The organism is Conexibacter sp. W3-3-2 (assembly GCF_009707605.1).
GTDB classification, from domain to species: Bacteria; Actinomycetota; Thermoleophilia; order Solirubrobacterales; family Solirubrobacteraceae; genus Paraconexibacter; species Paraconexibacter algicola.
The window spans coordinates 1,838,631-1,864,100 of the sequence record NZ_WLYW01000001.1 but is presented as its reverse complement, the minus strand read 5'-3'; the positions used below and the strand labels follow the sequence as shown (position 1 = coordinate 1,864,100).

25 protein-coding genes and 2 pseudogenes are annotated in these 25,470 nt (G+C 75.7%); 7 read left to right on the top strand and 20 right to left on the bottom strand.

Translation table 11 applies throughout. From position 1 onward, the window contains the following. Positions 1–28: 28 nt before the first annotated feature. Positions 29–664 (bottom strand): lysophospholipid acyltransferase family protein, encoded by a 636-nt coding sequence (locus GKE82_RS09170; protein WP_199223814.1) that lies wholly within the window; start codon positions 662–664, stop codon positions 29–31. 109 nt (positions 665–773) lie between these two features. On the opposite strand from GKE82_RS09170, the gene GKE82_RS09165 reads away from it, so the two are divergent. Both GKE82_RS09165 and GKE82_RS26940 read left to right on the top strand, forming a co-directional pair. Continuing rightward, positions 774–968: a hypothetical protein gene (locus tag GKE82_RS09165; protein WP_154733068.1), complete on the top strand. Its 195-nt coding sequence runs from the start codon at positions 774–776 to the stop codon at positions 966–968. Between the two features lie 130 nt (positions 969–1,098). Then, entirely contained in the window at positions 1,099–3,729 is a 2,631-nt protein-coding gene (locus GKE82_RS26940; RefSeq protein WP_196189137.1) for a hypothetical protein, read from the top strand. 68 nt (positions 3,730–3,797) lie between these two features. On the opposite strand, the gene GKE82_RS09155 is transcribed toward GKE82_RS26940, so the two are convergent. Beyond that, positions 3,798–5,264 (bottom strand): MFS transporter, encoded by a 1,467-nt coding sequence (locus tag GKE82_RS09155; RefSeq protein WP_154733067.1) that lies wholly within the window; start codon positions 5,262–5,264, stop codon positions 3,798–3,800. 22 nt (positions 5,265–5,286) lie between these two features. Beyond that, a complete protein-coding gene (locus GKE82_RS09150; RefSeq protein WP_107566653.1) occupies positions 5,287–6,222 on the bottom strand; it encodes an NAD(P)/FAD-dependent oxidoreductase in 936 nt (311 codons plus the stop codon). Positions 6,223–6,269: 47 nt separating this feature from the next. On the opposite strand from GKE82_RS09150, the gene GKE82_RS09145 reads away from it, so the two are divergent. After that, on the top strand, positions 6,270–6,842 hold the full coding sequence (locus tag GKE82_RS09145) for a helix-turn-helix domain-containing protein (RefSeq protein WP_107566652.1): 573 nt from the start codon (positions 6,270–6,272) through the stop codon (positions 6,840–6,842). Between the two features lie 15 nt (positions 6,843–6,857). Here GKE82_RS09145 and GKE82_RS26935 read toward each other — a convergent pair whose 3' ends face one another. Next, positions 6,858–7,610, bottom strand: coding sequence for a hypothetical protein (locus GKE82_RS26935; RefSeq protein ID WP_196189136.1), 753 nt, complete (start codon positions 7,608–7,610; stop codon positions 6,858–6,860). A 39-nt stretch (positions 7,611–7,649) separates the two neighbouring features. Here GKE82_RS26935 and GKE82_RS09140 point away from each other — a divergent pair, with 39 nt between their 5' ends. Continuing rightward, positions 7,650–8,651 (top strand): TIGR03617 family F420-dependent LLM class oxidoreductase, encoded by a 1,002-nt coding sequence (locus tag GKE82_RS09140; RefSeq protein ID WP_196189135.1) that lies wholly within the window; start codon positions 7,650–7,652, stop codon positions 8,649–8,651. 3 nt (positions 8,652–8,654) lie between these two features. Here the strand turns inward: GKE82_RS09140 and GKE82_RS09135 are convergent, their stop codons facing one another. After that, complete coding sequence (locus GKE82_RS09135) at positions 8,655–8,990, bottom strand: hypothetical protein (protein ID WP_107566650.1); 336 nt, start codon at positions 8,988–8,990, stop codon at positions 8,655–8,657. 15 nt (positions 8,991–9,005) lie between these two features. Beyond that, positions 9,006–9,164: a hypothetical protein gene (locus tag GKE82_RS09130; protein ID WP_154733065.1), complete on the bottom strand. Its 159-nt coding sequence runs from the start codon at positions 9,162–9,164 to the stop codon at positions 9,006–9,008. Between the two features lie 189 nt (positions 9,165–9,353). Here GKE82_RS09130 and GKE82_RS09125 point away from each other — a divergent pair, with 189 nt between their 5' ends. Beyond that, positions 9,354–9,794, top strand: coding sequence for a hypothetical protein (locus tag GKE82_RS09125; protein WP_154733064.1), 441 nt, complete (start codon positions 9,354–9,356; stop codon positions 9,792–9,794). A 20-nt stretch (positions 9,795–9,814) separates the two neighbouring features. Here GKE82_RS09125 and fdhD read toward each other — a convergent pair. The 5 genes and pseudogenes from fdhD to GKE82_RS09110 form a co-directional block, all read right to left on the bottom strand. Next, positions 9,815–10,513 (bottom strand): annotated as a pseudogene (gene fdhD / locus GKE82_RS31335) (formate dehydrogenase accessory sulfurtransferase FdhD); the annotation flags it as partial. Between the two features lie 83 nt (positions 10,514–10,596). Beyond that, a complete protein-coding gene (locus GKE82_RS31330) occupies positions 10,597–10,935 on the bottom strand; it encodes a molybdopterin dinucleotide binding domain-containing protein (protein ID WP_375337039.1) in 339 nt (112 codons plus the stop codon). A gap of 358 nt (positions 10,936–11,293) precedes the next feature. After that, a pseudogene (locus GKE82_RS31325) lies at positions 11,294–12,691 on the bottom strand (molybdopterin oxidoreductase family protein); the annotation flags it as partial. After that, on the bottom strand, positions 12,688–13,344 hold the full coding sequence (locus tag GKE82_RS28195) for a 2Fe-2S iron-sulfur cluster-binding protein (protein ID WP_230316133.1): 657 nt from the start codon (positions 13,342–13,344) through the stop codon (positions 12,688–12,690). The gene GKE82_RS28195 and the pseudogene GKE82_RS31325, both read right to left, overlap by 4 nt. Further along, complete coding sequence (locus GKE82_RS09110) at positions 13,341–15,020, bottom strand: NAD(P)H-dependent oxidoreductase subunit E (RefSeq protein ID WP_196189134.1); 1,680 nt, start codon at positions 15,018–15,020, stop codon at positions 13,341–13,343. Before GKE82_RS09110 ends, GKE82_RS28195 begins: the two co-directional genes overlap by 4 nt. Positions 15,021–15,102: 82 nt before the next feature. On the opposite strand from GKE82_RS09110, the gene GKE82_RS09105 reads away from it, so the two are divergent. Further along, on the top strand, positions 15,103–16,017 hold the full coding sequence (locus GKE82_RS09105; RefSeq protein WP_309233512.1) for a LysR family transcriptional regulator: 915 nt from the start codon (positions 15,103–15,105) through the stop codon (positions 16,015–16,017). A gap of 7 nt (positions 16,018–16,024) precedes the next feature. Here the strand turns inward: GKE82_RS09105 and GKE82_RS09100 are convergent, their stop codons facing one another. From GKE82_RS09100 to GKE82_RS09065, 8 genes are all read right to left on the bottom strand, one after another. After that, the gene (locus tag GKE82_RS09100; protein ID WP_196189133.1) at positions 16,025–16,564 is read right to left on the bottom strand and encodes a Uma2 family endonuclease; all 540 of its coding nucleotides are present in this window, start codon (positions 16,562–16,564) and stop codon (positions 16,025–16,027) included. A 141-nt stretch (positions 16,565–16,705) separates the two neighbouring features. Continuing rightward, positions 16,706–17,776, bottom strand: coding sequence for a winged helix DNA-binding domain-containing protein (locus GKE82_RS09095; RefSeq protein WP_154733059.1), 1,071 nt, complete (start codon positions 17,774–17,776; stop codon positions 16,706–16,708). 162 nt (positions 17,777–17,938) lie between these two features. After that, a complete protein-coding gene (locus GKE82_RS09090; RefSeq protein WP_309233511.1) occupies positions 17,939–19,189 on the bottom strand; it encodes an MSMEG_0569 family flavin-dependent oxidoreductase in 1,251 nt (416 codons plus the stop codon). Between the two features lie 10 nt (positions 19,190–19,199). Next, entirely contained in the window at positions 19,200–19,514 is a 315-nt protein-coding gene (locus GKE82_RS09085) for an MSMEG_0570 family nitrogen starvation response protein (RefSeq protein ID WP_309233510.1), read from the bottom strand. Between the two features lie 9 nt (positions 19,515–19,523). Next, entirely contained in the window at positions 19,524–20,381 is an 858-nt protein-coding gene (locus tag GKE82_RS09080) for a carbon-nitrogen hydrolase family protein (RefSeq protein WP_154733058.1), read from the bottom strand. Next, on the bottom strand, positions 20,378–21,745 hold the full coding sequence (locus GKE82_RS09075; RefSeq protein ID WP_154735084.1) for an MSMEG_0567/sll0787 family protein: 1,368 nt from the start codon (positions 21,743–21,745) through the stop codon (positions 20,378–20,380). Before GKE82_RS09075 ends, GKE82_RS09080 begins: the two co-directional genes overlap by 4 nt. A 131-nt stretch (positions 21,746–21,876) precedes the next feature. Next, positions 21,877–22,932: an MSMEG_0568 family radical SAM protein gene (locus GKE82_RS09070; RefSeq protein WP_154733057.1), complete on the bottom strand. Its 1,056-nt coding sequence runs from the start codon at positions 22,930–22,932 to the stop codon at positions 21,877–21,879. Positions 22,933–22,948: 16 nt separating this feature from the next. Continuing rightward, the gene (locus tag GKE82_RS09065) at positions 22,949–23,470 is read right to left on the bottom strand and encodes an MSMEG_0572/Sll0783 family nitrogen starvation response protein (RefSeq protein ID WP_107566641.1); all 522 of its coding nucleotides are present in this window, start codon (positions 23,468–23,470) and stop codon (positions 22,949–22,951) included. A gap of 405 nt (positions 23,471–23,875) precedes the next feature. Here GKE82_RS09065 and GKE82_RS09060 point away from each other — a divergent pair, with 405 nt between their 5' ends. After that, positions 23,876–24,550: a GPR1/FUN34/YaaH family transporter gene (locus GKE82_RS09060; RefSeq protein WP_158276546.1), complete on the top strand. Its 675-nt coding sequence runs from the start codon at positions 23,876–23,878 to the stop codon at positions 24,548–24,550. On the opposite strand, the gene GKE82_RS09055 is transcribed toward GKE82_RS09060, so the two are convergent. Beyond that, the gene (locus GKE82_RS09055; protein WP_196189132.1) at positions 24,551–25,402 is read right to left on the bottom strand and encodes a methylenetetrahydrofolate reductase; all 852 of its coding nucleotides are present in this window, start codon (positions 25,400–25,402) and stop codon (positions 24,551–24,553) included. Between the last annotated feature and the right edge of the window lie 68 nt (positions 25,403–25,470).

The following is a 25,470-nucleotide window of genomic DNA, read 5'->3' as shown; positions in this document are numbered from 1 at the left end:
GGAATATAGGTGAGCGGGGACGCGCCGACTAGGCGGCGGTCGCCGGCCGGCGACCCGCGACGACGCGCGGCGCGCCCGCACGGATCTCCTCGAGCAGCCGGGCGGCGAAGTCCGTGGTGGACTCGCCCTGCTGCAGCCCGCCGCCCGCCGGGCGGAAGAACTCGACCTGCACGTGCGGACGTGACCGCGGGAACTTCGGCAGGTCGACCGTGCCGCGCACGCGCACGCAGACGACCTCCGCCTCGGGGACCTCGGCGGCGAGCCGTCCGATGCCGCTGCGGGCGCGCAGCTCGCGTCCGAGGGAGCGCGTGCCCTCCGGGAAGACGCCGATGCACGCACCGTCGCGCAGCCGCTCGATCGCGGTCGCCATCGCCTCGCGGTCGCCGGAGCCGCGCTCGATCGGGATCTGGCCCATGCCGTCGAGGATCAGCCCGAGGCCGGGCTTCCACAGCGAGCGCTTGGCCAGCGCGCAGATCTGCCGGCGCGGCATGCCCGCGATGCCGATCGCGACCGGGTCCCAGTAGCTGTCGTGGTTCCCCGCGATGAGCAGGGGCCCGTCGGCGGGCAGCAGGTCGCGGCCCTGCACCTCCAGTCGACCCCAGCCGCGCACGGCGGGGGAGCAGGCGGCCATCGCGAAGCGGTACGTCGGGCTGATGCGGGACACGTCGCGAACCCTAGGGGACGGGGGCCGCGCCCGATCTTCACCGGATCTTGATGCGGGGGCCGTGTTCTTGATGGGCCCCGCACGGGCCCGGGTTGACCATCGGGAGGCCATGCACACACCGCACGTCCACCAGCTCCACGCCCTCAGCCCGTACGGCACGCTCGAGGACCCGCCGCCGCCGTCCCCGGCCGCCACGACGGCCGCCGACCGGGCCGACGAGCCCGCCGACCACGGCCCCGTGCCGCCGGCGCGCATCGAGGCCGCCCGGCGCGCCGCCGCGCACCTGCCTCCCCACCACGGCTGAGGCTCGACCGGCGGTCGAGGCGAGGTCGCGCAGGACTGGACCGCCGGTCGGACAAGCCCGGCGGTCCCACGTCGTTCCTGCTGATGGTCGAGCTCGGACGCCCGGCCGCACCTCCTCGAAAGGACACGCCGTGTCACCGCACCTCCGCGCCCGCGCGGGCCGCTCCTCCTGGGCGCCCGTCGGGCTGCTGCTCGCCCTGCTCCTGCTGCCGCTGCTCGCCCCGTCCCCGGCGGGGGCGGCGACCGACGTCGTCCCGGACCCCGCGGTCCCCGGCCCGTACGGCTTCGTGCGCGCCGAGTACGACTTCCCCAAGCAGCCGGTCGGCGAGAACGCGACGACCACCGGGGTGCGGCTCGCGGGCGACGTGTACTACCCGGCCAACGGGAACGGCCCGTTCCCGGCGCTTGTGTTCCTGCACGGCAACCACTCCACGTGCGAGTCGGGCCCCGACGGCCTGCCGGTGTCGCCACTGCCCGCCGACTACGACAGCGGCCAGTGCCGCAGCGACGCGGGCCCGGCGGCCGACGCCGCCCTGGACGTCGACGCGGCCCGCTCCTACCAGGGCTACGACTACCTGTCCCAGCGGCTCGCGACGCAGGGCTACGTCGTCGCGTCGATCGACATCAACGACGTGACGGCCTGGGGGGAGAACGGCAACCGCGCCGGCTACCTCGGCCGCGTGCAGACGATGTCGCGCACGCTCGACCTGCTGGCGCGCTGGAACCGCGAGGCCGGACCGGCCGGGATCGGCACCGGGCTGATCGGGCGCGTGGACCTCGGGCGCGTCGGCGTGATGGGGCACTCGCGCGGCGGCGAGGGCGTCAACCTCTTCGCCCAGTACAACGCGGCCCGCCCGCTGACCGCGCAGGACGCCGCCGCGTGGCGGCTCGCCCCGGGGGACGCGCCGAGCGCGATCCCGGACTTCGGCCCGCGCTACCCGCTGAAGGCGGTGTTCTCGCTGGCGCCGGTCGACGGGCAGGGCAACTTCCGCCCGACGTTCGACAACACCGCGTTCGCGACCGCGCTGCCCTACTGCGACGGCGACGTCTTCAACCTCCAGGGGGCGCCCGTCTTCGAGCGCAACAAGGCGGCGCTGTCGGCGGCCGGTCACCCGGCGATCCAGTACGTCGTCAACGGCGCCAACCACAACTACTTCAACACGGTCTGGACGAACGACGACGCGAACCTCTTCGGCTTCGGCGACCCCAACTGCAACGTCGCGGCCGCGCCGACGCGGCTGAGCCCGGACGAGGAGCGCCGGGTCGGCATCACGCTGATGGGCGGCTTCCTGCGCCGCTACGTCGGCGGTGAGCGGCAGTTCGACCCGATCGTGACCGGTGCGGGGCTGCCGTCGTCGGTCTGCCCGGACGAGGATCCCGACAGCACCGGGACGCCCGTGGGCGTGACGTGCCGCAACATCGTGCAGACCTCCTACGTGGCCCCGGCCCCGGACCGGCGGCTGCTCGTCGGCCCGGCGACCACGGCGGTGCCGACCCGCACCCCCGACGGGGACGCGGTCGCCTTCGCCGGCTTCAGCGCGGTGAGCGCCTGCTCGCCGACGGAGACCGCGCTGGTGCTCACGACGGGGTGCGGCTCGACGCCGAACCGCAGCCGTGGCCCGCAGCTGTCGCTGGACTGGAGCGACACGGCCGCGCTGACCGTGACGCTCGGGGAGGGACGGCGGGACGTGCGCGCGTTCGACACGCTCGCGTTCCGCGCGGCGACGAACCACACGTCGCCGCTGAACCCGCCGGGGCTCGAGCGCGAGGTCGAGGTGACGCTGACCGACGGCTCGACCCCGCCGCGCAGCCGCACGGTGATCTCCTCCTCCTATTCGCCCGCGCTGGAGGTGCCGCCCGGGACCACGGCGCGCAAGCAGGTGCTCAGCGGCGTGCGGATCCCGCTCGCGGCGTTCGTCGGGGTCGACCTCTCCGACGTGCGGACCGTCCGGCTCGGGTTCGGCACGAACAGCCTGACCGGGTCGATCCAGCTGGCGGACCTCGCCTTCCAGGAGCCGCGCTTCACGCCCGGCGACGTCCCGGGCGGCGGCACGACCGGTCCGACCGGTCCGACCGGACCGACCGGCTCCACGGGGTCGACGGGGCCGACCGGCCCGACCGGTCCGACCGGCTCCACCGGGTCGACGGGCCCCACCGGCCCGTCGGGTGCGACCGGCTCCACCGGCGCGTCGGGCCCGACCGGGGCCACCGGTCAGCCGGGCGCGACCGGTGAGACCGGTGCCACCGGTCAGCCGGGTGCGACCGGGGCCGCCGGTCAGCCGGGCGCGACCGGTGCGACCGGGGCCACGGGGCAGCCGGGAGCGACCGGCGCGACCGGTGCGGCCGGGGCCCCGGGCACCGCCGGGGCCTCCGGGTCGCTCGCCGCGACCCCGGGGTGCCGTGACACGGTCGCCCCGACCACGGCGATCAGCCGCGTGCGCCTGCGCGCCGGCGGCCTGCGCATCACCGGCACCGCCGCCGACACCGGCTGCGGCGCACGGGTCGTCCGGGTCCGCGTGGCGATCGGGCTGCGGCTGGGCAGCTCGTGCCGGTTCGTCCGCGACGACGGCACGTTCGGTCCGCGGACCGGCTGCACCCGGCGCCGTTACCTGCAGGCCCGCGGCACCACGGCCTGGGCGCTCACGCGCGCGGCCCGGCTGCCCCGTGGTCGCTACCTCGTGACGGTGCGGGCGACCGACGCCGCCGAGAACGTCGAGGCCGTCCCGCGCGCGGGACGTGATCGCCTGGTGCGCCGGGGCTGAGGCGCCGCGCGGCGCCCGGCCCCCGGACGGGCGGGTCGGCGCCGCGGCCCGCCGTGGCCGTCCTCGCGCTACGCGGCCGGGCGGAGCGGCTCCGGGCCGGCGGGCCGCGCGACCGTGCCGGTCGTCGCAGCGGCGGGCGGGCCCCCGGAGCCGGGCCGCACGAGGGCCGCCACCGCCACCGCGACCGCCACCAGCAGCGCCGCGGCCACCACGAGCGCGACGTGCAGGCCGTCGACCCAGTCCTCGGCGGCGACCCCGCGCAGCGCCCGCCCGCCGTCGGCGGCGGCACCCGCGTGCGCGGCGATGATCGTCCCGAGCACCGCGACCCCGAGCGTCTGCCCGACCTGCCGGCTGGCGTTGTGGACCGCCGACGCCATGCCGGTGCGCGCCGGATCGACGGCGGACAGCGCCGTCACCGTCATCGGCGGCAGCGCCAGGCCGGTGCCGACGCCCACCAGCGCGACGTTCCACCAGATCGCCCCGTAGCCGAGCCCGGGCTCCAGCCGCAGCATCAGCAGCGTCGCGGTCGCCGCCACCGCGAGCCCGGCGAGCATCAGCCGCCCGGCGCCGAGCCGCGGGGTCAGCCGCCCCGCGAGCGGCGCGACGAGCACGACGGCGAGGCCCAGCGGCAGCATGCAGAACCCGGACTCCAGGGCGCTGCGTCCCTGGACCTGCTGGAAGAACGCCGTGAAGTAGACGGTGCCGCCGATGAGGGCGAAGAACACGGTGCCGCCGGCGAGGTTCGCGGCGAGGAACGTGCGCTGCAGCAGCAGCGCGGGGACGACGAGCGGCTCCGGCCGCCCCTGCTCCCAGCGCAGGAAGCCGGCGAGCAGCACGGCCGCGAGCGCGGCGGACGCGACGATCCCCGGCGAGCCCCAGCCCAGCGTCCGGCCCTCGATGATCGCGAAGCACAGCGCCGCGATCCCGCCGGTCAGCAGCAGCGCGCCGCCGACGTCGAAGCGGTGCGGCGACGGCGTGGGGGGCAGGCGCGGCAGCCCGCGTACCCCGACGACGAGCAGCGCGGCGGCGAGCGGGACGTTGATCGCGAAGACCGCACGCCAGTCGAACGCCTCGACGAGGATCCCGCCGACGGTCGGCCCGCTCGCGAGCCCCAGGCCCGAGCCGGTCGCCCAGACCCCGATCGCCCGGGCGCGCTCGACGGCGTCGGGGAAGATCGCGGTCACGAGCGCGAGCGACGCGGGCAGCAGCAGCGCGGGCCCTACCCCCTGCACGACGCGGCCGACCAGCAGCGCGGGGACGCTCGGCGCGAGCGCGCACCACAGCGAGCCGAGCGCGAACAGCGACAGGCCCGCGAGGAACGTCGTGCGACGGCCCACCCGGTCGCCGAGCACGCCCCCGGCGACGAGCAGCGACGCGAACACGATCACGAACGCGTCGACGACCCACTGCAGCTCCGACGCCGACGCGTCGAGGTCGCGCCCGAGCTGCGGCAGCGCCACGGCGACGACGCTCGCCGAGGCGACCGAGAGCGCCTGCGCGGCGGTGATGGTGAGGAGGACCGGCCGCCGCGTCACCTCTCACAGGCTAGGGGTCGGCTCAGTGCGGCGGGAACGGCAGCCCGTGATCCTCCGCGAGCAGCCCGGTGCTGGCGAACGCCCCGGCGCGTGAGCCCTCCGCGATCGCGTTCGGCACGCTGGGCATCGACATCGCCGCGTCGCCGGCCGCCAGGACGCCGGGCAGCGAGGTCATCGCCTGCCCGTCGGTCAGGATCGTCCCGTCCGGCCGCAGCTCGAGGCCGAGCTGCTCGGCCAGCGGCGAGCGCTGGCGGCGCGTGTGGACGCTGAGCACGGCACGGCGCACGAGCTCCTCGCCGTCGGCGAGGACGACCGCGGCGAGCGTCCCGCCCTCCGCGCGCAGCCGCGCGATCGGCCGCTCCTCGAGTCGCACCCCGGCGGCGTCGAGCGTCGCGCGGGCCGCGTCGTCGAGGGCGGTCGCGGGCCCGTCGGTCAGCACGACGACGTCGTCGGACCAGCCGGTGAGCAGCAGGTCGTGCAGCAGGTGCCCGCCGCCGGGAGCCAGCAGCGCGAGCGGCGCGTCGCGGACCTCCCAGCCGTGGCAGAACGGGCAGTGAAAGACGTCGGTGCCCCACAGCTCGGCCGCGCCCGGGACGTCGGGCAGGACGTAGGTCGTGCCGCCCGCGAGCAGCAGGCGCCGCGACCGATGCTCGTCGCCGTCGACGGTGGCGGTGAACGCGGGGGCCTGCGGCGTGCCGGTCGCACGGGCCGCGGTGACGGTGCCGTCCCGGACGGTGACCGACGGGTAGGTCGCGAGCTCGCGGCGGCCGAGCGCGTACAGCTCGTCGGCCGTCCGCCCGTCGTGGCCGAGCACGCCGTGGACCGCGGGGGCGGCGCGGTTGCTCTGCTCCCCGGCGTCGACGACGAGCGTCCGGCGCCGCGCCCGGCCGAGCATCTGCGCGGCGTTCAGGCCGGCGGCCCCGGCGCCGACGACGATGACGTCCCAGTCCTGATCCATGGGGACACGGTGGCACGGCGCACCCGCGGCTGGCAAGATCGCTTGCCATGTTGGCAAACGACGAGTCGGCGGAGGACCGCGTCCGGCGGCGCCTGCGCGAGCTGCGGATCGATCGCGGTCTGACGCTCGAGGCGGTCGCCTCCCGGGCGGGGATGGACACCTCGACCCTCAGCCGCCTGGAGTCCGGTCGTCGGCGCCTGGCGCTCGACCACCTGCCCGCGCTCGCCGCCGCCCTGGGCGTGTCCTCCGACGAACTGCTGCTGCCGCACACCCCGGAGGACCCGCGCATCCGCGCGGAGCCGGTCCGCCGCGGCGACATGACCTTCTGGCCCTTGACGCGACGGGGCGCCGCGGGCGGCCTGCACGCGTTCAAGTTCCTGATCCCGCACCGTCGCGAGCTCGGGCCCGCCGACCAGCGCGTGCACGACGGCCACGACTGGATCTACGTGCTCAGCGGTCGGCTGCGGCTGCTGCTCGGCGACGACGAGCTGATCCTCGAGCCCGGCGAGGCGGTCGAGTTCAGCTGCCGCACCCCGCACGCGATGGGCGCGGTCGAGGAGCCGGTCGAGGCGATCGGCATCTTCGGCCCGCACGGCGAGCGCGTGCACGTGCACGGCTGACCGTCCCGGACGACCTCAGTCGAGGCGGACGTCCTGGCCCGCGAGCCCGATCGCCACCGCGATCGTCAGCGCGACCCCGAGGAAGCCGAGCACGACCGCGATCCACGCGCCGACCCGCGCCGCGCGGCGGTCGCTGTCCGTCAGCACGCCGCCCGCGAGGACGAGCGCGACGGCGCTGCCGATCCCGCCGAGCCAGAGCAGCCCGAGCAGCACCGCGATCGCGGCGCGCAGGCCGAGCTCCCGCTCCCCGACCCCCGCGTCCGGCGGCCCGTCGGGCGCGGCGGGCGGTGCGGCGTCCGGCTGCACCTCGGTGGTCGGCGCCTCGCCCGGCGCCGGGGCGGGCGGCACGCGCAGCCGGCCGGCGGCGACGGCCTCGCGCAGCTCCGCGACCGCGGCGAGGCTCGCGCCCCACCCGGCGATCCGCCGCTGCTCGACGACCCGGCCGCCGGTGCGCGCCTGGACCAGCCAGGGGTGCCCGAGCACGAGCCGCCCCGCCAGGCCCGCGAGCACGACCACCAGGACGATCACGAGCTCGGCGCCGAACAGCAGCAGCGGCACGGCGACGAACACGATCAGCAGCGCGATCGCGATCAGGGCCAGGATCGCCCCGAGGATCGCGAGCGGCCCGGCGTCGGCCAGCGAGCCCGCCGCGTCGAACCCGTCGAGTCCCGGGTCGCGCCCGCGCCAGCGCGGCAGCTCGAAGCCCTCCGACCAGCGCCGGCCGACCGTCCAGCGCGTGCCCTGCGGATCCCGGACCGTGCGTCGCATCCGCGCGCACCCTACCCGCGGGTGCGCGACACTCGGCGCGTGCACGTCGACCTGACCCTCCGCGCCCTGCCGATCGCCGACGTCGCGTCCGCGGCCCGGGAGGCGCAGGCGCTCGGCTTCTCCGGCGTCGGGGTGACCGAGTCGACCGGCAACCCGTTCGTCGCCGCGACCCTCGCCGCCGACGCCACCGCCGACGTCCGCGTCAGCACGGGGATCGCGCTCGCGCTCCCGCGCACGCCGATGGACCTCGCCTACACGGCGTGGGACCTGCAGACCCTCAGCGGCGGCCGCTTCGCGCTCGGGCTCGGCTCGCAGGTCCGCGCGCACGTCGAGCGTCGCTACGGCGCCGCGTTCGCGCGGCCCGCGGCCCGGATGCGGGAGCAGACGCTCGCCCTGCGCGCGATCTTCGACGCCTGGGAGCACGGCAGCGAGCTGGCGTTCGAGGGCGAGTTCTGGTCGCACACGCTGATGCCGCCGAACTTCCGGCCGCCCGCGCTCCCGGACGGCGTCCGGCGCCCGCCGGTCCTCTTGGCCGCGGTCCGCGAGCGGATGCTCGAGGTCGTCGGGGAGGTCGCCGACGGGCTGCTCGGCCACGCCTTCCAGACCGTCGACGTGCTGCGCGAGGTGACGCTCCCGGCGCTCGAGCGCGGCCTCGAGACCGGCGGTCGCGCCCGCGCGGACATCGAGGTCACCGCCGGGATCTTCGTCGCCCTGGACGACGGCGAGTGGGAGGGCGTGCGCCGGCGCGTCGCGTTCTACGGGTCGACGCCCGGCTACCGGCACGTGCTCGACCACCACGACCTCGGCGGCCTGTTCGAGGCGCTGCACGCCGCGTCGCGCGCGGGGGAGTGGCGGACGATGCCCGACCTCGTCGACGACGACGTCCTGCGCCTGTTCGCGGTGCGGGCCGACACGCCCGCCGAGGCGGCGGCGGAGATCCGCGCACGGGTCGGGGGACTCGCCGACCGCGTGGCGCTCGTCGGCGAGCAGCCGGACCTCGCCCAGTGGGCGGCGATCGCGGCCGCCCTGCGGGACGGGTAGCGGCTACCGCGCGGCGTCGTAGGCGTCGAGCTTGTTGCGCAGCGCGTTGCTCGCGGACGCGAGCTCCTTGGCGAGCTCGGCGAGCGGGCGCGGGTCGTCCGCGGGGGCGCTCTCCTCGCCGCGGTAGCCGGCCTTCAGCTCGCTGACGAACCCGCGGGGCCCGTACTCCAGGCGCGTGCGGACGGCGGCGAGGGCGGCCTTCACGGCCTCCCACTCCTTGCGCGCCTCCTCCTGCTGCTCGGGCGGGAGCGCCTTCCAGCGGGCCTCGAGCTCGCGGGCGGTGGACACCCGGGCGTGCGCGAGCTTCGCGACGCGGGCGAGCTGCAGGTAGCCGGCCATGGGCCGGCGAGTCTGTCAGTTCTGCTTGACGACGGCGGTGTAGACCGGCGGGCGGCCGGTGTACCAGAGCGTCGCCTCGAGGACGACGTAGGTCCCGGCCAGCCCGGCGGTGATGCGGGCGACGCGGGTGGCGAGTGACGAGGGATCCGAATCGGCGAGACGCGCGATGTCCATGCTCGGATGGTCGGCGTCGCGCCCGCTGCGGTGAATGGCCCGCCGGGACCGGACGGGGCCCGGGCGCCCCGACCGGCGGTCGAGCGCGGGGCGTGCTCGCCGCCGAACGCGAACCGTCATCTCCTGTTCACCGTCCGGCAAGGACCGGGGCGCAGACTCGTCTCAACCCCGAACCGCGAGGAGCACCTGATGGGACCCACCACCGCCCACATCCTGGTCGTCGCCAACCGCACGTGTCCGTGTCCCGGCCTCGTCGACGTGATCCACGATCGCGTCGAGCGCGCGCCGGCCGCGGACGTCCGGATCGTCGCGCCCGCGCTGAACAGCCGGCTGCGCCACGCCTTCTCCGACGTGGACGGGGCGCTCCTGCAGGCGCAGGGACGGCTCGAGGAGGTCGTCGCGGTCCTGCGTCAGCGGGGCATCCGAGCGGCCGGCGAGGTCGGCGACGCCGACCCGTTCCTCGCGGTCGCCGACGCGCTGGCGCTGCGGCCGGCCACCGAGATCCTCGTGTCCACGCACCCGCCCGGCGCGTCGAACTGGATGGAGCGCGGCCTCGTCGAGCGGCTCCGCGCGACCTACGGGGTGCCGGTCACGCACCTCGTCTCGCAGGCGGGACTCGTCCTGGCCTGAGCGGCCCGACCGGGGGCGCGTCAGTCGACGACGCGCCCCGGGTCCGCGTAGACGGCGACCGCGTCGCCGCGCGCGAACCCGCACAGCGTCATCCCGCGGTCGGCGGCCAGTGCGACCGCCAGCGAGGTCGGCGCACCGACCCCGACGAGCACCGGGGCCCCGGCGACGGCGGCCTTCTGCACGAGCTCGAAGGACAGCCGCCCGCTGACGCACAGGAGGTGATCGTGCAGCGGCAGCAGCCCGTCGAGCAGCGCGCGGCCGATCACCTTGTCCATCGCGTTGTGGCGGCCGACGTCCTCGCGCAGGAGCAGCAGCCGGCCGTCGGCGTCGAAGAGGCCCGTGGCGTGCATGCCGCCCGTGCGACGGAAGCCCGGCTGGCGCAGGCGGTCCGGCAGCGCGGCCAGCAGCGCGCGCGACACCCGCGGGCCGCCGGTCGGCAGCGGCGGGGCGTGCACCGCGACCTCCTCCAGCGCGCCCTTGCCGCAGACCCCGCACGACGACGTGGTGAAGAACGACCGGGCCCCGGGATCGCGCAGGAGCGGCCCGGCGACGACGACCGTGTTCGCGGCGAGGTCGGCGGTCGGGCCCGCCGCCCGTGGCGCGTCGATCAGGCCCTCGCCGTGCAGGAATCCCAGCGCGAGCTCCTCGTCGTGGCCCGGGGTGCGCATCGTCACGACGAGCGGCCGGTCGTCCACGCGGATCTCCAGCGGCTCCTCGACGGCGACCTCGTCGCGCCCGCCGTCACGCGCGACGGTCGCGACGCTGTGCGCGACGGCGACGTCGGGGACCAGCGGGCCGGACATCACGCGGCGGCGGGCGTGCCGAGGACGGGCCGGGCGGCCGGCTCCTCCCCGAACGGGGTCACGGCGACCGCGACGACCTTGTACTCCGGGCAGGAGGTGTTGACGTCCGCGGAGTTGCCGACGAGCAGGTTCGTGCGGATCTCCGGGAAGTGGAAGGCGGTGAAGACGTTCCCCGGCTCGATGCGCTCGGTCACGCGCACGTCGATCTCGATCCGCCCGACGCGCGAGCGGACCTCCACGCGCTGCCCGTCGCGCACGCCCAGCCGCGCGGCGTCGTCGGGGTGGACCTCCAGCCAGTCGCCGTCCAGCAGCTCGAGGTTGCCGGTCCGGCGCGTCATCGTGCCGGCGTTGTAGTGCTGCAGCCGCCGGCCGGTGATCAGCACCAGCGGGAACTCCGCGTCGGGGGCGTCGCCGGGCTCGTGGTACGGGAGCGCGGCGAACAGGCCGCGGCCGCCCTCGCGGACGAACTCGGTCTCGTACAGCGTCGGGGGAGTCCGTGCCGTCGGCGGCGACCGGCCACTGCAGGCCGGTGCGCCCGACCCGGGCGTGGCTGATGCCGCGGAAGTTCGGGGTCAACGCGGCGATCTCGTCCATCGCGTCCGCCGGGGTCGCCAGGCCCATGTCGTGCCCCAGCGCCCGTGACAGGCCGGTGATGATGTCGAAGTCCGTGCGCGCGTCCCCGGGCGGGGTGATCGCCGCGCCCACCAGCTGCACGCGGCGCTCCGCGTTGGTGAACGTGCCGGTCTTCTCCAGGAACGAGGAGGCGGGCAGGACGACGTCGGCGTAGCGGGTCGTCTCCGTCTCGAAGATGTCCTGGGCGACGACGAACTCCAGCGACTCGAGCGCGTGGATCACGTGCGCGGTGTTCGGGTCGGTCTGCGCGACGTCCTCGCCGAAGATGTACATCGCGCGCAGGTCGCCGGCGATCGCCGCGTCGAACATCTGCGGGATCGTCAGGCCGCGGCGGCGCGACAGCGGCACGCCCCACCGGGCCTCGAACGCGCGCGCGGTCGGCTCGTCGTCGACCGGGCGGTAGTCGGAGTACGTGTCCGGCAGCGCGCCCATGTCCGAGGAGCCCTGCACGTTGTTCTGGCCGCGCAGCGGCAGCAGCGCCGAGCCGCGCCGACCGACCTTGCCGGTCATCAGCCCGAGGTTGCAGATCAGCTGCACGACCTCGCTGCCGTAGCGGTGCTCGGTCACGCCCAGGCCCCACATGATCGAGGCCTCCGCGGCGTCGCCGTAGATCCGGGCAGCGCGTTCGAGGTCGGCGGCGCGCACGCCGGTGATCCGCTCGACCTCCGCCGGGTCGTAGTCGGCCAGCAGCGCGACGAGCTCGTCGAGGCCCTCGGTGCGCGCGCTGACGAAGTCGTGGTCGACGTACCCGTCGCGGTGCAGGACGTGGGCGAGGCCGAGCATGACCGCGGCGTTCGTGCCCGGCCGCGGCGCGAGGTGCAGGGCGGCGTGGTCGACGAGCTCGATCGTGCGCGGGTCGATGACCACGAGCTGCATGCCGCGCAGCGCGGCCTGCTTGATCCGCGCCCCGACGACCGGGTGCCCCTCGGTCGGGTTGGCGCCGACGAGGATCGCCGCGTCGGCGTGGTCGATGTCGGAGAACGAGCCGGTGGCGCCCGAGAGCCCGAGCGTGCGGCGCATCGCGTAGGAGGTGGGGGAGTGGCAGACGCGCGAGCAGTTGTCGACGTTGTTGGTCCCGATCGCGGCACGGACCAGGCGCTGCAGCACCCAGCAGTCCTCGTTGGTGCCGCGCGAGGACGCGAGGGCGGCGATCGCGTCGGGGCCGCTCTGCTCCTTGATCGCGGTGAGCCGGGAGACGATCAGGTCGGTCGCCTCCTCCCAGCTCGCCGGCCGCAGCTCGCCGCCGCGGCGGTCGCGGATCAGCGGCGTGGTGAGCCGTTCGCGGTGGCGGCTGAAGCGGTGCGCGAAGCGCCCCTTCAGGCACGTGTGGCCCTCGTTGGCGGGACCGTCGTGCGCGGGGGTGATCGACACGACGTGGTCGTCGACGACGTGCGCCTCCAGGCGGCAGCCCACGCCGCAGTAGCCGCAGGTGGTCGTGACGGTGTCGTCGAAGCGGCTCATGCGGTGGCCTCCTGGGCGGTGGCGAGGTCGAGCAGGGACAGCTCGGTGATCGCGTCGGTGGGGCAGGTGTCGGCGCAGGCGCCGCACGACACGCAGGCCGACGCGCGGAAGCCCTCGTCGATCCCGGCGCTGATGTCGGTGTGGAACCCGCGACCGGTGAGCGTCAGGGCGAACGTGCCCTGGACCTCGTCGCAGGCGCGCACGCAGCGGGCGCAGCTGATGCAGAGCTCGTGGCGCAGCGCGAGGTACGGGTGGTCGGTCTCGTGACGCACCGCGCGCTGCTCGCCGGGCCAGCGCGTCGTGGTGACGCCGAGCTCGCGGGCGACCGCGGCGAGCTCGGTGTGCGCGGCGGGCGCGACGGGCAGCTCGGAGAGCACGAGCTCCACGACCGCGCCGGCGACGCGGCGGGCGCGCTCGTCGCGGGTGTGGACGACCATGCCGTCCTTGGCGATCGTCGTGCAGGACGGGACGACGTCGACCGTGCCGTCCTCGCCCTGGACCCCGACGAGGCAGACGCGGCAGGCGCCGAACGGGTCCATCCGCTCGTCGAAGCACAGGACGGGCACGTCGTGGGCGGCGGCGCGCGCGGCCTCCAGCACGGTCGCGCCGTCGGCGACCTCGATCTCGGTGCCGTCGACGGTCAGGCGGGTCATGCGTCGAGCCCCAGCTCGTCGGGGAAGTGCTCGATCAGGGAGCGCAGCGGTGCGGGCATCCCGCCGCCGTGGGCGCAGAGGCTGCCGACGTCGAGCGCCTCGAGCAGCGCCTCCAGCCGGGCGCGGTCGATCGGGGGTCGTCCGGGCACGGAGAACTCCTCGTAGGCGCGTTGCAGGCCGATCCGGCACGGGAAGCAGGTGCCGCAGGACTCGTGCGCGCCGAAGCGCAGCAGGTGGCGGGCGACCTCGCGCATGTCGGTCGTCTCGTCGAAGGCCAGCAGCGAGCCGTGCCCGACCATGCAGCCGACCTCGGGGAGCGCGTCGAGGTCGAAGCGGGTGTCCAGCAGCGACGCGGGGAGGATGCCGCCCAGGGGGCCGCCGATCTGCACGGCCTTGATCGTGTGGCCGTCACGCAGGCCGCCGCCGACGTCCTCGCAGAGCTCGCGGACGGTCATGCCGAACGGGACCTCGACCACGCCCGGGGTGCGGAACCGCTCGTTGAAGCAGACGAGCTTGCTGCCGGCGGTCTCGCTGTCGGGGCTGAGCGCCCGGTAGGCGTCGGCGCCGCAGGCGGCGATCACCGGCACGTTGCTGAGCGTCTCGACGTTGTTGACGACGGTCGGCAGGCCGAAGAGCCCCTTCTGCGCGGGGAACGGGGGGCGGGCGGAGACGGTGCCGCGCAGCCCCTGCAGGCAGGCGAGCAGCGCGGTCTCCTCGCCGACCACGTAGGAGCCGGCGCCCTCGACGATCGTGACGTCGAACGCGAAGCCGCTGCCGAGCACGTCGTCGCCGAGCAGGCCGGCGGCGCGCGCCTCGTCGGCGGCCGCCTCCAGCGCGGGCTTGCTCAGCGGGTACTCGCTGCGCACGAGCACGAAGCCGTGGTCGGCGCCGACCGCGTAGCCGGCGAGCGCCATGCCCTCCAGGAGCAGCTGCGGGTTGCGCTCCATGAGGTGCTTGTCGATGTAGGAGCCGGGGTCGCCCTCGTCGCCGTTGACGACGATGAACTTCTGGCCGGTCGGCGAGTCGGCCTCGCGCGCGAACCGCCACTTGGAGCCGGTGCGGAAGGCGGCGCCGCCGCGGCCGGTCAGCCCGGCGTCCTCGACGGTGTCGAGCAGCTGCTCGGGCGTGATCGCGGTGCCGAGCACGTGCCGCAGGCCCGACCAGTCGCCGTCCCGGGTCAGGACGGGCTCGGGCAGGAGGCTGCGGACCGCCGGTTCGGGAGCGTCGCGGCTCGCGTCCGCCAGGACGCGGTCCAGGGCGCCGGGCCCGGCCTCGATCGTGTCGCCGTCGCGGAAGGCGGGGGCGCTGTGGCAGAAGCCCAGGCAGACGGTCTCCGCCAGCGAGGTGGAGCCGTCGGGGGTGCAGGCGCCGACGTCGACGCCGAGCCCGTCACGGAGGGCGTCGACGTGGTCGTGCCCGGTCGCGGCGAAGCACGCGGTCCCGGTGCAGACGCGGACGTGACGCGTCCCCCGCGGGACGAGCAGGTCGTCGTAGAAGCCCGCGACGCCGTGGACCGTCGCCTCGGGGACGCCGGTGCGCGCGGCGACGTCGCGGACGGTGGCGTCGGTGACCGGTCCCCCGTCGGCCTGGACGGCGGCCACGAGGAGGTCGAGGACGGTGGGGGCGTCGACGGCGTGGTGTCGGCGGACGAGCTCGACGAGGTTCTGGGAGGGCACTCCGTTGAGCTTCCCGCGCGATACGTGCTCGTGCAACTGCAAGTGCCGCTGTTTCGATAGAGCGCGTCTATCGTGCGGGGTCGTGCTCGTCCAGCAGCTCACGTACCTCTCGGCGCTGGCCCGGGAGCGCCACTTCGGCCGCGCCGCGGACGCCTGCCATGTCACGCAGCCGACGCTCTCGGCGGGGCTGCGCCGGCTGGAGGAGGAGCTCGGGGTGCCGCTCGTGCGTCGCGGCCGGCGGTACGAGGGGCTGACCGCCGAGGGGGAGCGCATCCTCGCCTGGGCCCACCGGCTGCTCGCCGACGTCGAGGGGCTGCGCGCCGACGTGCGCGTGATGCGCGACGGGCTCGTCGGCCGCCTGCGGATCGGCGCGATCCCCACGTCGCTGCCGATCGTCTCGCTGCTCACCGCGCCGCTGCTGCGCGCGCATCCCGACCTGGACCTGGCCGTCCAGTCGATGACCTCGCGGCAGATCGAGGAGGGGCTGCGCGACGCGCGCCTGGACGTCGGGCTCACCTACCTGGACAACGAGCCGCTGGTCGGCGTCCGCACCCGGCGGCTCTACGAGGAGCGCTACCTGTACCTCGTGCAGCGCGACGGCCCGCACGCCGGGGCGGCCGAGGTCGGCTGGGCGGAGGTCGCGGGCGAGCGGCTGTGCCTGCTGTCCCCGGACATGCAGCACCGCCGGATCCTCGACGCGGTCTTCCGCGCGGCGCGCGCCCAGCCGCGGCCGATGCTCGAGACGAACTCGATCACGACGCTCTACGCGCACGTGCGCGACGGCCTCGCCGCGGGCGTCATGCCGCACACCTGGCTGCACCTGTTCGGCCTGCCCGAGGGCGTCCGGGCGATCCCGCTGCGCGACCCGCTCGTGCGGCACGCGATCGGGGTCGTGTGGCCCGACCGCGACCCGGAGCCGCTGCTGGCCCGGGCGTTCGTCGACAGCGTCCGCGACGTGCGCGTCGAGGAGGAGGTCTCTGCGCCCGCGCGCGCGTGAGGGTGGGTCAGCCGGGGAGGACGGCGGCCACCGTCGTCGGCGGCACGCCGTCGACGTGGGCGTCGAGGACGTCCGCGCCACGGAGCGTGGTCACCGAGCGGTAGCCGCCGGGGGTGGGGTCGGTGTGCTCGACGACCTCGCGCGCGCGGGCGTCGGCGACCCAGTAGCGCGCGACGTCGGCGCGCGCGTAGGCGGCGGCCTTGGCGAGGTCGTGCCCTCGCGAGCTGACCGCGACCTCGACCACGAGCAGTCCCGCGGTCGGCCGGGCGAGCTGCGGCGTGGACGCCAGCATCAGGTCGGGCTCCGGCATGTCCCCCTCGGCGGCGGCGAAGGTCGACTGCACGACGAGGAGGTCCGCCCGGGCCGCGAGCAGGCGGGTGAACGCCCGGACCGTCCCGACGTGCAGGTCCCCCTGCGGGCTCATGTCGGGCACGTCGAGGATGAGCCCGTCGAGCAGCTCCACGCGCAGCCCGTCGAGCGCGCCGGCGCTGATGAGCGCGTCGTACTCGGCCGAGGTGAAGCGGTGGACGGAGGGCGCGAGGGCCATGGCCTCATGGAGCATCGCAAAGGTGCCGCCTGGTGTCACCGTGCATCGCCGCAGGGTGGTGGGCGACGGCGCGCAGCGCGCTGGGCGCAACCGGATCGATGCTGTCCCGTCACGCGACGGTGACGGTCCGGTGCCGCGCCGTCACCCCTCGAAGCGCGTGACGTCCCGGCACTCGGCCGTGACGGCCCGCCCGACGCTCCGCCCGAAGCCCCCGTCGTCCCAGGGCTCGGCGGTTGCGGTGGTGACGCCCTTCTCGCGCGCGAACGACCAGCCGCCGACCGCCCGGCCGTCGTGCAGGACGATCGCGGGCACGATCCCGTTGCGGTTGGCGAAGCGGTGCTCGTCGCCGGCGCGCAGGAGGAGCGCCCGGTCGCGGTAGCCGACGGTCATCTCGTCCCACATCGGCAGCAGGCGCGCAGGCAGCCGCGACGGGGCCGCCTCGATCTCGGCGGCCTCCCCGTGCAGCGCCACGAGGTCGCCGTCGGTCGGCACGAGCTCGCCGGCGATCGCGGTCAGGCCGGCGCGCGCGTCGCGCAGCGGCAGACCGGCCCACTTGGCGAGGTCGCGGTCGGCGGCGGGGCCGTGCCCGCGCAGGTAGCGGCGGGCGAGCTCGGCCAGCGCCCGGTCGCGCTCGGCGCCCTGCAGCGGCGCCGGCGGCTCGGTGCCGAGCCAGTCGCGGGTGAGTGCGTAGCGCTGCTGGCCGTCGACCACCGGTCCGCGGACGGTGAGGCCGCGGGCGCCGCTGAGCCCGAGCGCGTGGACGACGCTCAGCCCCTCGCCCGGGCGGCGGGCGGCCTCGAGCCGCTCGGCGAGGGTGCGACGGTCCAGCGGGCCCTCCTGCGCGAGGACCGTGACGATCCGGTCGACGAGCGTGTCCGCGAGGTCGGCGCCGACGTCGAAGTCGCCGAGGCGCTTGAGCAGCGGTCGCTCGTGCGTGGGGGCGGTGAGGCCGAGCAGCCACGCGTGGTCGTCGCGGTGGACGAGGTGCAGCGTGCCGCGGTTGAACCAGCTGACGACGACCGTGCGGTCGTCCATGGCGGCGTCGACGTCGGCCGCGGTCAGGCCGGCGGTGCGGGCGCGGACGGCGAGCTTGGCCTGGCGGTAGTCCTGGGCCTGGACGGCGAGGAGGCGCTGCGTGATCGCGGCGACGTCGGCGCCGTCGGGGCGGTGCAGGCCCTGAGCGACGGCCCGCCGGTGCTGGATCGAGACCACCGCCCGACCCTACCCGCAGGTCGACCGGCCGGTTATGGTGGCGACCGACCCTCGAGCCGTGGTCGAGGGTTCATGGGTTTCGTTGTGGTCGGCGATCCCGGGGTCGCCGACGACCCTCGACCCGAGGTCGAGGGTTTTGGTCAGGGCGTCATAACCGAGCCGTCAGGCGGCGCGCGCGGCGACCGCGAGGCTCGCCCGGGTCACGACGTGCGCGCTGAGGTGCTCGGCGTCGCGCGCGATCGCCGCGAACCGCCCGGAGCCCCACGTGTGCAGCCACGGCAGCCCCAGCACGTGCAGGCCCGGCACGCGCTCGACCACTCCGCGGACGTGGTCCGGGTACCCGGTGTCGTCGAGGAACGGCAGCTCGACCCACGACCAGTCCGGCCGGAAGCCCGTGCACCAGACGACGCTCGTGACGCCCGCCGCGCGCAGGTCCAGCGGGGCGGGCGGGCCGGGCGGCGGCGTCCACACCGGCGTGTACCGGGACGGCGGCTCGGCGACATCGAGTCCCTGCGCCTCGATGTACCGGTCGATCGCCTCGTTGATCCGGTCGTACGTGGCGTCCGCGGCGTCGAGGCGCTCGGCGAGGTCGTCGTCGAAGTGGGCGACGCCGTCCTCGTCGATCCGGCGCAGCAGCCCGTGGAGGTGCATCCCCTGGGCGGCGAACGCGCGCAGGTCGAGGTCGCGGCCGCCGTCTCGGCCCGTGACGTAGTGGTTGGCCTCGCGGCGGGCGGCGTTGCCCTCGGGATGGTCGGTGATCGTCAGGTCGTAGTGGCCCATCTCCTCGAGCCACGTGACGACGTCCTTGCCGCGGTACCGGCGCGCGACCCGGGGCGCGTCGCCCAGGCACAGGTGCACGTCGCGGCCCTCGAGGTGCAGGTCCTCCGCGATCTGGGCCCCGGACTGGCCGGTGCCGACCACGAGCACCGCGCCGTCGGGCAGCGCCGACGGCGACCGGTAGGCGTTGGAGTGCACGGCGTGGATGCCCTGCGGGAGCGCGCGCTCCACCGCGGGCGGCGCCCACGGCCGGTGGTAGCCGCCGACGCAGAGCACGACCTGCTCGGCGTGCAGCACGCCCTCGTCGGTCTGCAGCACGAAGCCCCCGTCCTCGCCGGCGCGCAGCCGGGTGACGGTGACGCCCTCGTGCAGTGGCGGATCGAGCTTCTCCATGAAGCGGTCCAGCCAGGCGAGGATCTGCTCGCGGCGCATGAAGCCCTCGGGCTCCTCGCCGTCGTAGGGGTGCTCGGGCAGCCGGCACTGGAAGTTCGGGGTGACGAGCGTGAACGCGTCCCAGCGCTCGTGCTTCCAGGCGTGGAACGCCTCGGAGCGCTCGAGCACGACGTGGTCGACGCCGGCGCGCTGCAGGTACCAGCTCATCGACAGGCCGGCCTGGCCGCCGCCGATGACCGCCACCGCGGTACGGTCAGGAAGCACGGGGCACCTCCGGCACGGCGGGCTTGCCGACCGCGACGACGGTCACCGGGCCCGCATCGCCGCCGTACCGCGCGGCGACGGCCTCGATCTGCTCGAGCTGCTCGGCGGCACCGGTGCAGGCGAAGCCGTACCGGGCCCGGACGCGCTCGCTGGCGGCGTGCATCGCCACGCGCATCCGCGCGACGAGCTCCGGGACGGGCATCTCCTGGCCGTCCACGAAGTGCTCGTGGATGACCGTGGACGGAGACGTGCAGCGCTGCTGCCGGCCGTCCGGCCAGCGCAGCGTGAAGTCGACGGTGGGCACGGGGCCTCCCTAGGCGCGCAGCGGCTCGGCGACCCGGTAGGTGTCCGGGCGCAGGTCGCGGATCGGGGACAGGGCGCGACGCGCGCGCGTCAGCGCCGCGTCGAGGTCGAACGTGTGGACGGCCAGGCCCGGGGTGGTGCCGGTCTGGGCGACGACGTCGCCGCCGGGCTCGACGATCCGCGCCCCGCCGAGGAACCGCAGCGACCCGAAGCTCCCGGTCTGGTTGGCGGACGCGACCACGAGCGAGTTCTCCGCGGCGCGCGCCCGGTCCCACAGCTCCGCGCGACGCCACTGGCGGTCGTCGGTCAGCTCCGGGGCGGCGTTCGTCGCCGAGCACGGCCACGCGGACATCGTGCAGATCACCTGGGCGCCGTCGAGCGCGAGCGTGCGCGCCGCCTCCGGGAAGGCCTTGTCGTAGCAGATGAGCATCCCGATCCGGCCGACCGGCGTGTCGAACGCGGCCAGCGACGAGCCGGCCGTGGTCACCCGGTCCTCGCGCAGCGGCAGATGCACCTTGCGGTGCAGGCCGTGCAGGCCGTCACCGCTGACGCAGGCCGCGACGTTGTAGGCGGGACCGTCCGGGTCGGCGGCGTCGCCCTCGCAGAAGCCGACGCACACGACGGTGTCGCCGGCGAGCTCCATCAGGCGCCGCAGCTGCGGGCCGTCCGGGTCCAGGGCGGGCGGCGGGTCCATCTCGCCCTCGCCCGAGAGCGTCTCGACGTAGCCGCCGAGTGCCGCCTCGGGCAGGACGACGAGCCCGGCGCCCGCGGCGCGGGCGTCCTGCAGCAGGCGCTCGATGGTGGCGAAGCACGCCTCCATGTCGCGGGTGAACGGCGCGGCGGCGGCCGCGATCGTCAACGGGGTCATGCGGGATCTCCTGGGGTGACGGGACGGGCAGGGCCGAGGCCGGTGACGCCGGCCGACAGGGCCGGGATGACCTCGCCGTCGGGCCAGCGCAGCCGGACGCCGGGCTCGGGGACGAGCGCGCCGCAGACGGCGCCGACCGCGGGACCGGCCGGCAGCGGCGCGGCCCCGGGGGCGTCGGCGGTGACCAGCGCGAAGCCGGGGAAGCAGGTGAGCCAGTCGGCCGCGCCGACGCCGCGTGGCCGCGGGATCGCGGCGACGTCGAGCTCGGCGCCGCAGCCGGAGGCCTCGGCGAGCATGCCCGTCGTGCCGACGACGCCGGCCATCGAGACGTCCTTGGCGGCGGCGGGGCGCCCGGCGCGGACCGCGTCGAGCATCAGCCCGAGCTCCTCGCGCGAGCGCCACGAGGACGAGTCCCACTGGGTGCGCCCGTACCCGGGGCGCCAGCCGCCGTGCAGGTCCGCGGTGACGGTGAGCGCCATCCCCGGCCGGCCGCCGGACGCCGGCACCGGCCGGCTGGTGCGGCCCAGGCCGGTGACGCTGAGGGCGCCGGGCACGCCGAGCTGCGTGTGGCCGCCGAGGATCGGCAGCGAGAACGCGTCGGCCCCGGCGCGCAGGCCGCGGACGATCCGCTGCGCGTGCGCCTCGTCGCGGGCGCCGAGCGCGTCGAGCGCGCCGACGGGCGCCGCGCCCATCGCGCAGAGGTCGTGGGCGGTGACGAGCATCCCGCACCACGCGGCCCACTCGGGGTCGCGCTCCACCATCGAGGGGAGGATCGCGTCGGTCGCGGCGACGAGGTCGGAGCCGGGCACCGGGGCGCCGTCGTCCCCGAGGAACGCGCCGCCGCCGAGGAGGCCGCCGAGCAGCGGCGCGATCGGCGACTTCGTGCGCGCCGCCAGCTCCGCGATCCGGCCGACGGAGAAGCGCATCAGGCGGTGCGGGGCGCCCGCGCAGGTGACGGCCCGCACGTCCTCCCAGCCGAGCCGCGCGAAGAACGCGCGGTGCCCCGGCTGCACGTGCGCGTCGAAGCGCAGCGCCCCGGCGTCGAGCGCCTGGGCGCAGGCGGCCCGGACGAGCGCCGCGCCGACCGTGCCGCGCCGCGGGCGGTCGGCGCTGCCGCGGCCGCAGACCAGGCGGCTGCCGCGCCACCAGCCGAGCGTCGCGTCGTCCCCGACCGGGTGCAGGCGCACGCCGCCGAGGACCTCCCCGTCGAGGTCGACCGCGACGAGCACGCGGGTGGCGTCGTGGGCGTCGTGGTCGTCGAGGTCGTCGCCGCGGAAGAGGCCCTGGTCGTGGACGAAGGCGCGCAGGCGCAGGTCGCGGTAGGCGGCCAGCAGCCGGGGCTGGTCGTCGGCGCGCAGCACCATCAGCCCGGCGGGCGCGGCGGCGGGCGCCCCGGGGTCGCCGGCGGCGAACAGGTCCAGCAGCGGCGCGAAGCCGACCGGGCGTGACCACGTGGCCGGTCCGGTGGGACCCGGCCCGGTCGTCTCGCCGAGCATCATCCGCCACACGCCCCGAGCGCCGAGCAGGCGCCGCACGCGGCACACCCGGCGACCTGGTCGGCGCCGCGCATGTCGGCCTCGCGCAGGGCGCGGGCGACCCGCCGCGTGACGCGCATCAGCGTGGCGGGGTCGGGGGCGGGGACGCCGTCGGCGTGGGCGAGCGAGCCGGCGAGCGGCCGGTAGGGCACGACGAACGGGTAGACGCCCATCGCGATCAGCCGCTCGGCGCCGGCGACGAGCTCGTCCGGGTCCTCCCCGAGCCCGACGAGCAGGTAGGTGGAGACGCGGTTGCGGCCGAACACGCGGACCGCCTCCTGCCAGGCCTCCTCGTAGCGGGCCATCGGCACGGTCGCCTTGCCGGGCGTCCAGCGTGCCCGCACGGTCTCGTCGAGCGCCTCGACGTGGATGCCGAGGGCGGTGGCACCGGCCTCGTGCAGCGTGGTGATCCACGACAGGTCCAGCGGCGGCTCGATCTGCACCTGGATCGGCAGTCCGGGGACGGCCGACCGGACCGCGGCGACGCACTTCGACAGGTGCTTCGCGCCGCGGTCCGGACCGTTGGACGTCCCGGTGGTCATGACCATCTGTCGGATGCCGTCCAGCTCCACCGCCGCGTGCGCGACCTCGGCGAGCAGCTCGGGGGACTTCACCTGCACGGTCGCACCGGAGCGCAGCGACTCCTCGATGGTGCAGAACCGGCAGCGGGTGTCCTCGTGGGTGTAGCGGATGCAGGTCTGCACGACCGTGGTCGCGAGGACCTCGGTGCCGTGCAGGCGGGCGAGCGCCTCGTAGGGCGTGCCGTCCGCGGTCGTCAGGTCGTAGAAGCGCGGGCGGACGATCGGCTCGAGCATCGCGTCGTCGACGACGACGCCGTCGCGGGTGAGCGTGCCGCCGGGATGCAGCTCGAACGGGGAGTCCTCGACCACCGGGAGGGTGGCGGAGCGCCCGTCGAGGATCCAGTGGCCGTCGTCGCTGGGGCCGGCCCCGGCCCGGCGGCTGACCGCCGGGCGGGAGCGGATCCCGCGCACCGCGAGCTCGGAGCGAAGGTCCATGGCGCGGGCCTCGTCCCTAGAACATCCAGGAGGAGTTGATGATCGCGCCCTTGCGGGCGTACTCGATCAGCGCGTCCTGGAGGTCGAGCGGGTGGCAGGGGATGACGCCCTCGATGAGGTCCTCCTCACGGGCGCCGTGCAGCGCCAGGCCGAGCCGGCAGGCGTACACCTTGCCGCCGCCGCCGATGTAGCGCTCGAGCACGTTGTTCTCGTTGCGCATGCCGGGGAACAGCTCGTTGCCGACGGTCGGGAAGCCGCGCGTGGCGAGGCAGTTCAGCGACCCGATCCCGTAGAAGTAGAGCGCCGAGTCGAAGCCCTTCTTCTGCGCGCGGATGGCCTGGAGGACCGCGACGAACGAGACGGAGGACTCGTGCACGATGCCGTGAACGAGGCCGAAGTACGTCTCGCCCGGCTCGGCCTGGTAGTCGGGGAAGACCTTCGTCTCGCCGTAGAGGGAGTCCCCGACCGCCTTGCTGGGGTGGGGGATCTCCATGAGGCTCGCGATCTCCTGATCGGTGAGCTTGGGCTCGACCGCCATGCGGTGCTCCTTCGGTTGGACGTCGTAGAGGACGCCTTCGAGAGTGCCCGCCCGGCGGGACCTTCCCTACGGACCGGCGGTCCGGGCCTTCGACCGGCGGTCGGACGACACGTCGAGTCCCCACGCGACACGTGGGGTTGGCCCTACCCGCCCGTCGGGGGAGGCCCGGCGAGGGGTGGGGGCGAGGACCGGCGGTCGGTCGCCCTGTGGGCCGGCGGTCCATGCCGCGGCCCGGGAGCGGCCCGTAGGTTGCGGGTCGACGGGTGAGGCCGCGGGGGCCCGGATCCGGGATCCCCGCCGCCCCACGGCACGCCGGCGCGTGTCGCTCATCCGGTCCTTCGCTGCTCCGACGGCCTGCGCCCGGACCGCGTGCCCATCACTCATCCGCAAGAAGGAGAGGCTCTCGTGGCCACCCAGGTTGCATCAGAACCCGCATCCGTCATCCCGACCCGCGCCCTCGCGGCGAAGGTCCTCGACAGCCCCACCGGCGGGGCCGGGCTGCTGTTCCCCAACGTCCCGCTGGGCATCGCGCTGCAGCTCGGGGCGCTGGGCATCGTGCTCGGGCTGCTGTCCGCCGCGAACGCCGAGCTGTTCAGCCCGGCGGCGACCGGTGTCGTGCTGCCGGTCGCGTTCAGCGTCGGGGCGATCGGCATCTTCGCCGGCGGGATCATCAACTTCCGTGCCGGGCTGCTCATCGCCGGGGTGATCGGCGCGTTGTACGGGACCTTCTGGCTGTCGTTCGGCCTGCTGGTCCAGTTCTTCGCAGCGGGTGTCGGCGAGGCGGCGGGACCCGCGGCACTCGGTGACGCGATCGGCACGTACCTCGTGATCTGGGCGATCGTGTCCGGGTTCCTCGCGGTCGCGACGTTCTACGTCAACCGCATCGTGTTCGCGCAGCAGCTGCTGCTGACGGTCGTGTTCCTCGTGCTGGGCCTGGCGAACATGTCCGCTCCTGGCGGCACCGGGCTCACGCAGCTCGGCGGCTGGCTCGGCCTCGTCGACGCGCTGATGGCGCTGTACATCTCGGCGGCGCTGGTCATCAACGACACGGCGGGCAAGGAGCTGCTGCCCTTCCGCTGATCAGCGGGCGCGCACGGCGGCGACCAGCGGCGGCACCGCGTCCTCCCACAGCAGGGGACGCAGGTGCAGCCCGCTGGTCGCCCGGTGCGTGAGGAGCAGGCGGCCCAGCTCCGCGGCCGCGGCCGGGCCTTCGGCGTCGACGCCGGCGACGCCCGGGATGCGGGCGAGCTGAGCGCGGTGCGCGGCGTCGCGCACGGGCACGATCGAGGCGACGAGCGCCACCCGCTCGGGCACGCCGTCGGCCCACAGGGCGTCGAGGACGGCGGTCGCGCGGTCGTCGTCGGTCAGCCCCTGGAGCTGCAGGAAGTGTGCGCCGGCCTGGGCCTTCGCCTCGATCCGTCGGCGCAGCTCGTCGGTGGAGCCGCGGCCGACGGCCTCGACGGCCCCGACGCGGAAGCGCAGCGGCCCGGCGAGCCGGTAGCCGCTGGAGAGGCGTCCCTCGTCGGCGAGCCGTCGCACGAGGGCGATGGCCGCGGAGGTCTTCAGGTCGCGCGCCTCCCGCGCGTGCGGGTCGGGGCCGAGCCGCACGTCGTGTCCGGGGACGACGACGAGGTCGCGGACGCCGATCGCGTGCGCGCCGAGCAGGTCGGCCTGGACGGCGATCCGGTTGCGGTGGCGGACCCCGACGTGCAGGACGGTCTCCAGGCGGGTGCCGCGCAGCAGCGCGGCGAGCGCCACGCCGCTCATGCGGACCCGTGCGCAGAGGTGGTCGTTGACCTGCGCGGCGTCGAGGTCGCAGCCCGCCCAGGTGCGCGCGACGTCTAGTGCGGCGGTCGGGTCGGCGCCCAGCGGCGGCGTCAGCTCGGCGCTGAGGAGGGTCCGGGCGGCGAGCGCGTCGGCGAAGCGGGACACCCCTGGATCCTGTGGGCGGGCCGGGCCGACCGCCAGGGACGCACGGTCCTGCCGGGGCCCGCGGTGAC

Coding starts and splice junctions, on each gene's coding strand:
- GKE82_RS09070 (WP_154733057.1), bottom strand. CDS start 22,932: ATGGACCTTCGCTCCGAGCTCGCGGTGCGCGGGATCCGCTCCCGCCCG.
- GKE82_RS09125 (WP_154733064.1), top strand. CDS start 9,354: ATGGGACCCACCACCGCCCACATCCTGGTCGTCGCCAACCGCACGTGT.
- GKE82_RS09065 (WP_107566641.1), bottom strand. CDS start 23,470: ATGGCGGTCGAGCCCAAGCTCACCGATCAGGAGATCGCGAGCCTCATG.
- GKE82_RS09130 (WP_154733065.1), bottom strand. CDS start 9,164: ATGGACATCGCGCGTCTCGCCGATTCGGATCCCTCGTCACTCGCCACC.
- GKE82_RS26935 (WP_196189136.1), bottom strand. CDS start 7,610: ATGCGACGCACGGTCCGGGATCCGCAGGGCACGCGCTGGACGGTCGGC.
- GKE82_RS09075 (WP_154735084.1), bottom strand. CDS start 21,745: ATGGTGCTGCGCGCCGACGACCAGCCCCGGCTGCTGGCCGCCTACCGC.
- GKE82_RS09145 (WP_107566652.1), top strand. CDS start 6,270: ATGTTGGCAAACGACGAGTCGGCGGAGGACCGCGTCCGGCGGCGCCTG.
- GKE82_RS09135 (WP_107566650.1), bottom strand. CDS start 8,990: ATGGCCGGCTACCTGCAGCTCGCCCGCGTCGCGAAGCTCGCGCACGCC.
- GKE82_RS09080 (WP_154733058.1), bottom strand. CDS start 20,381: ATGACCCCGTTGACGATCGCGGCCGCCGCCGCGCCGTTCACCCGCGAC.
- GKE82_RS31330 (WP_375337039.1), bottom strand. CDS start 10,935: ATGACGCGCCGGACCGGCAACCTCGAGCTGCTGGACGGCGACTGGCTG.
- GKE82_RS09165 (WP_154733068.1), top strand. CDS start 774: ATGCACACACCGCACGTCCACCAGCTCCACGCCCTCAGCCCGTACGGC.
- GKE82_RS09100 (WP_196189133.1), bottom strand. CDS start 16,564: ATGGCCCTCGCGCCCTCCGTCCACCGCTTCACCTCGGCCGAGTACGAC.
- GKE82_RS28195 (WP_230316133.1), bottom strand. CDS start 13,344: ATGACCCGCCTGACCGTCGACGGCACCGAGATCGAGGTCGCCGACGGC.
- GKE82_RS09150 (WP_107566653.1), bottom strand. CDS start 6,222: ATGGATCAGGACTGGGACGTCATCGTCGTCGGCGCCGGGGCCGCCGGC.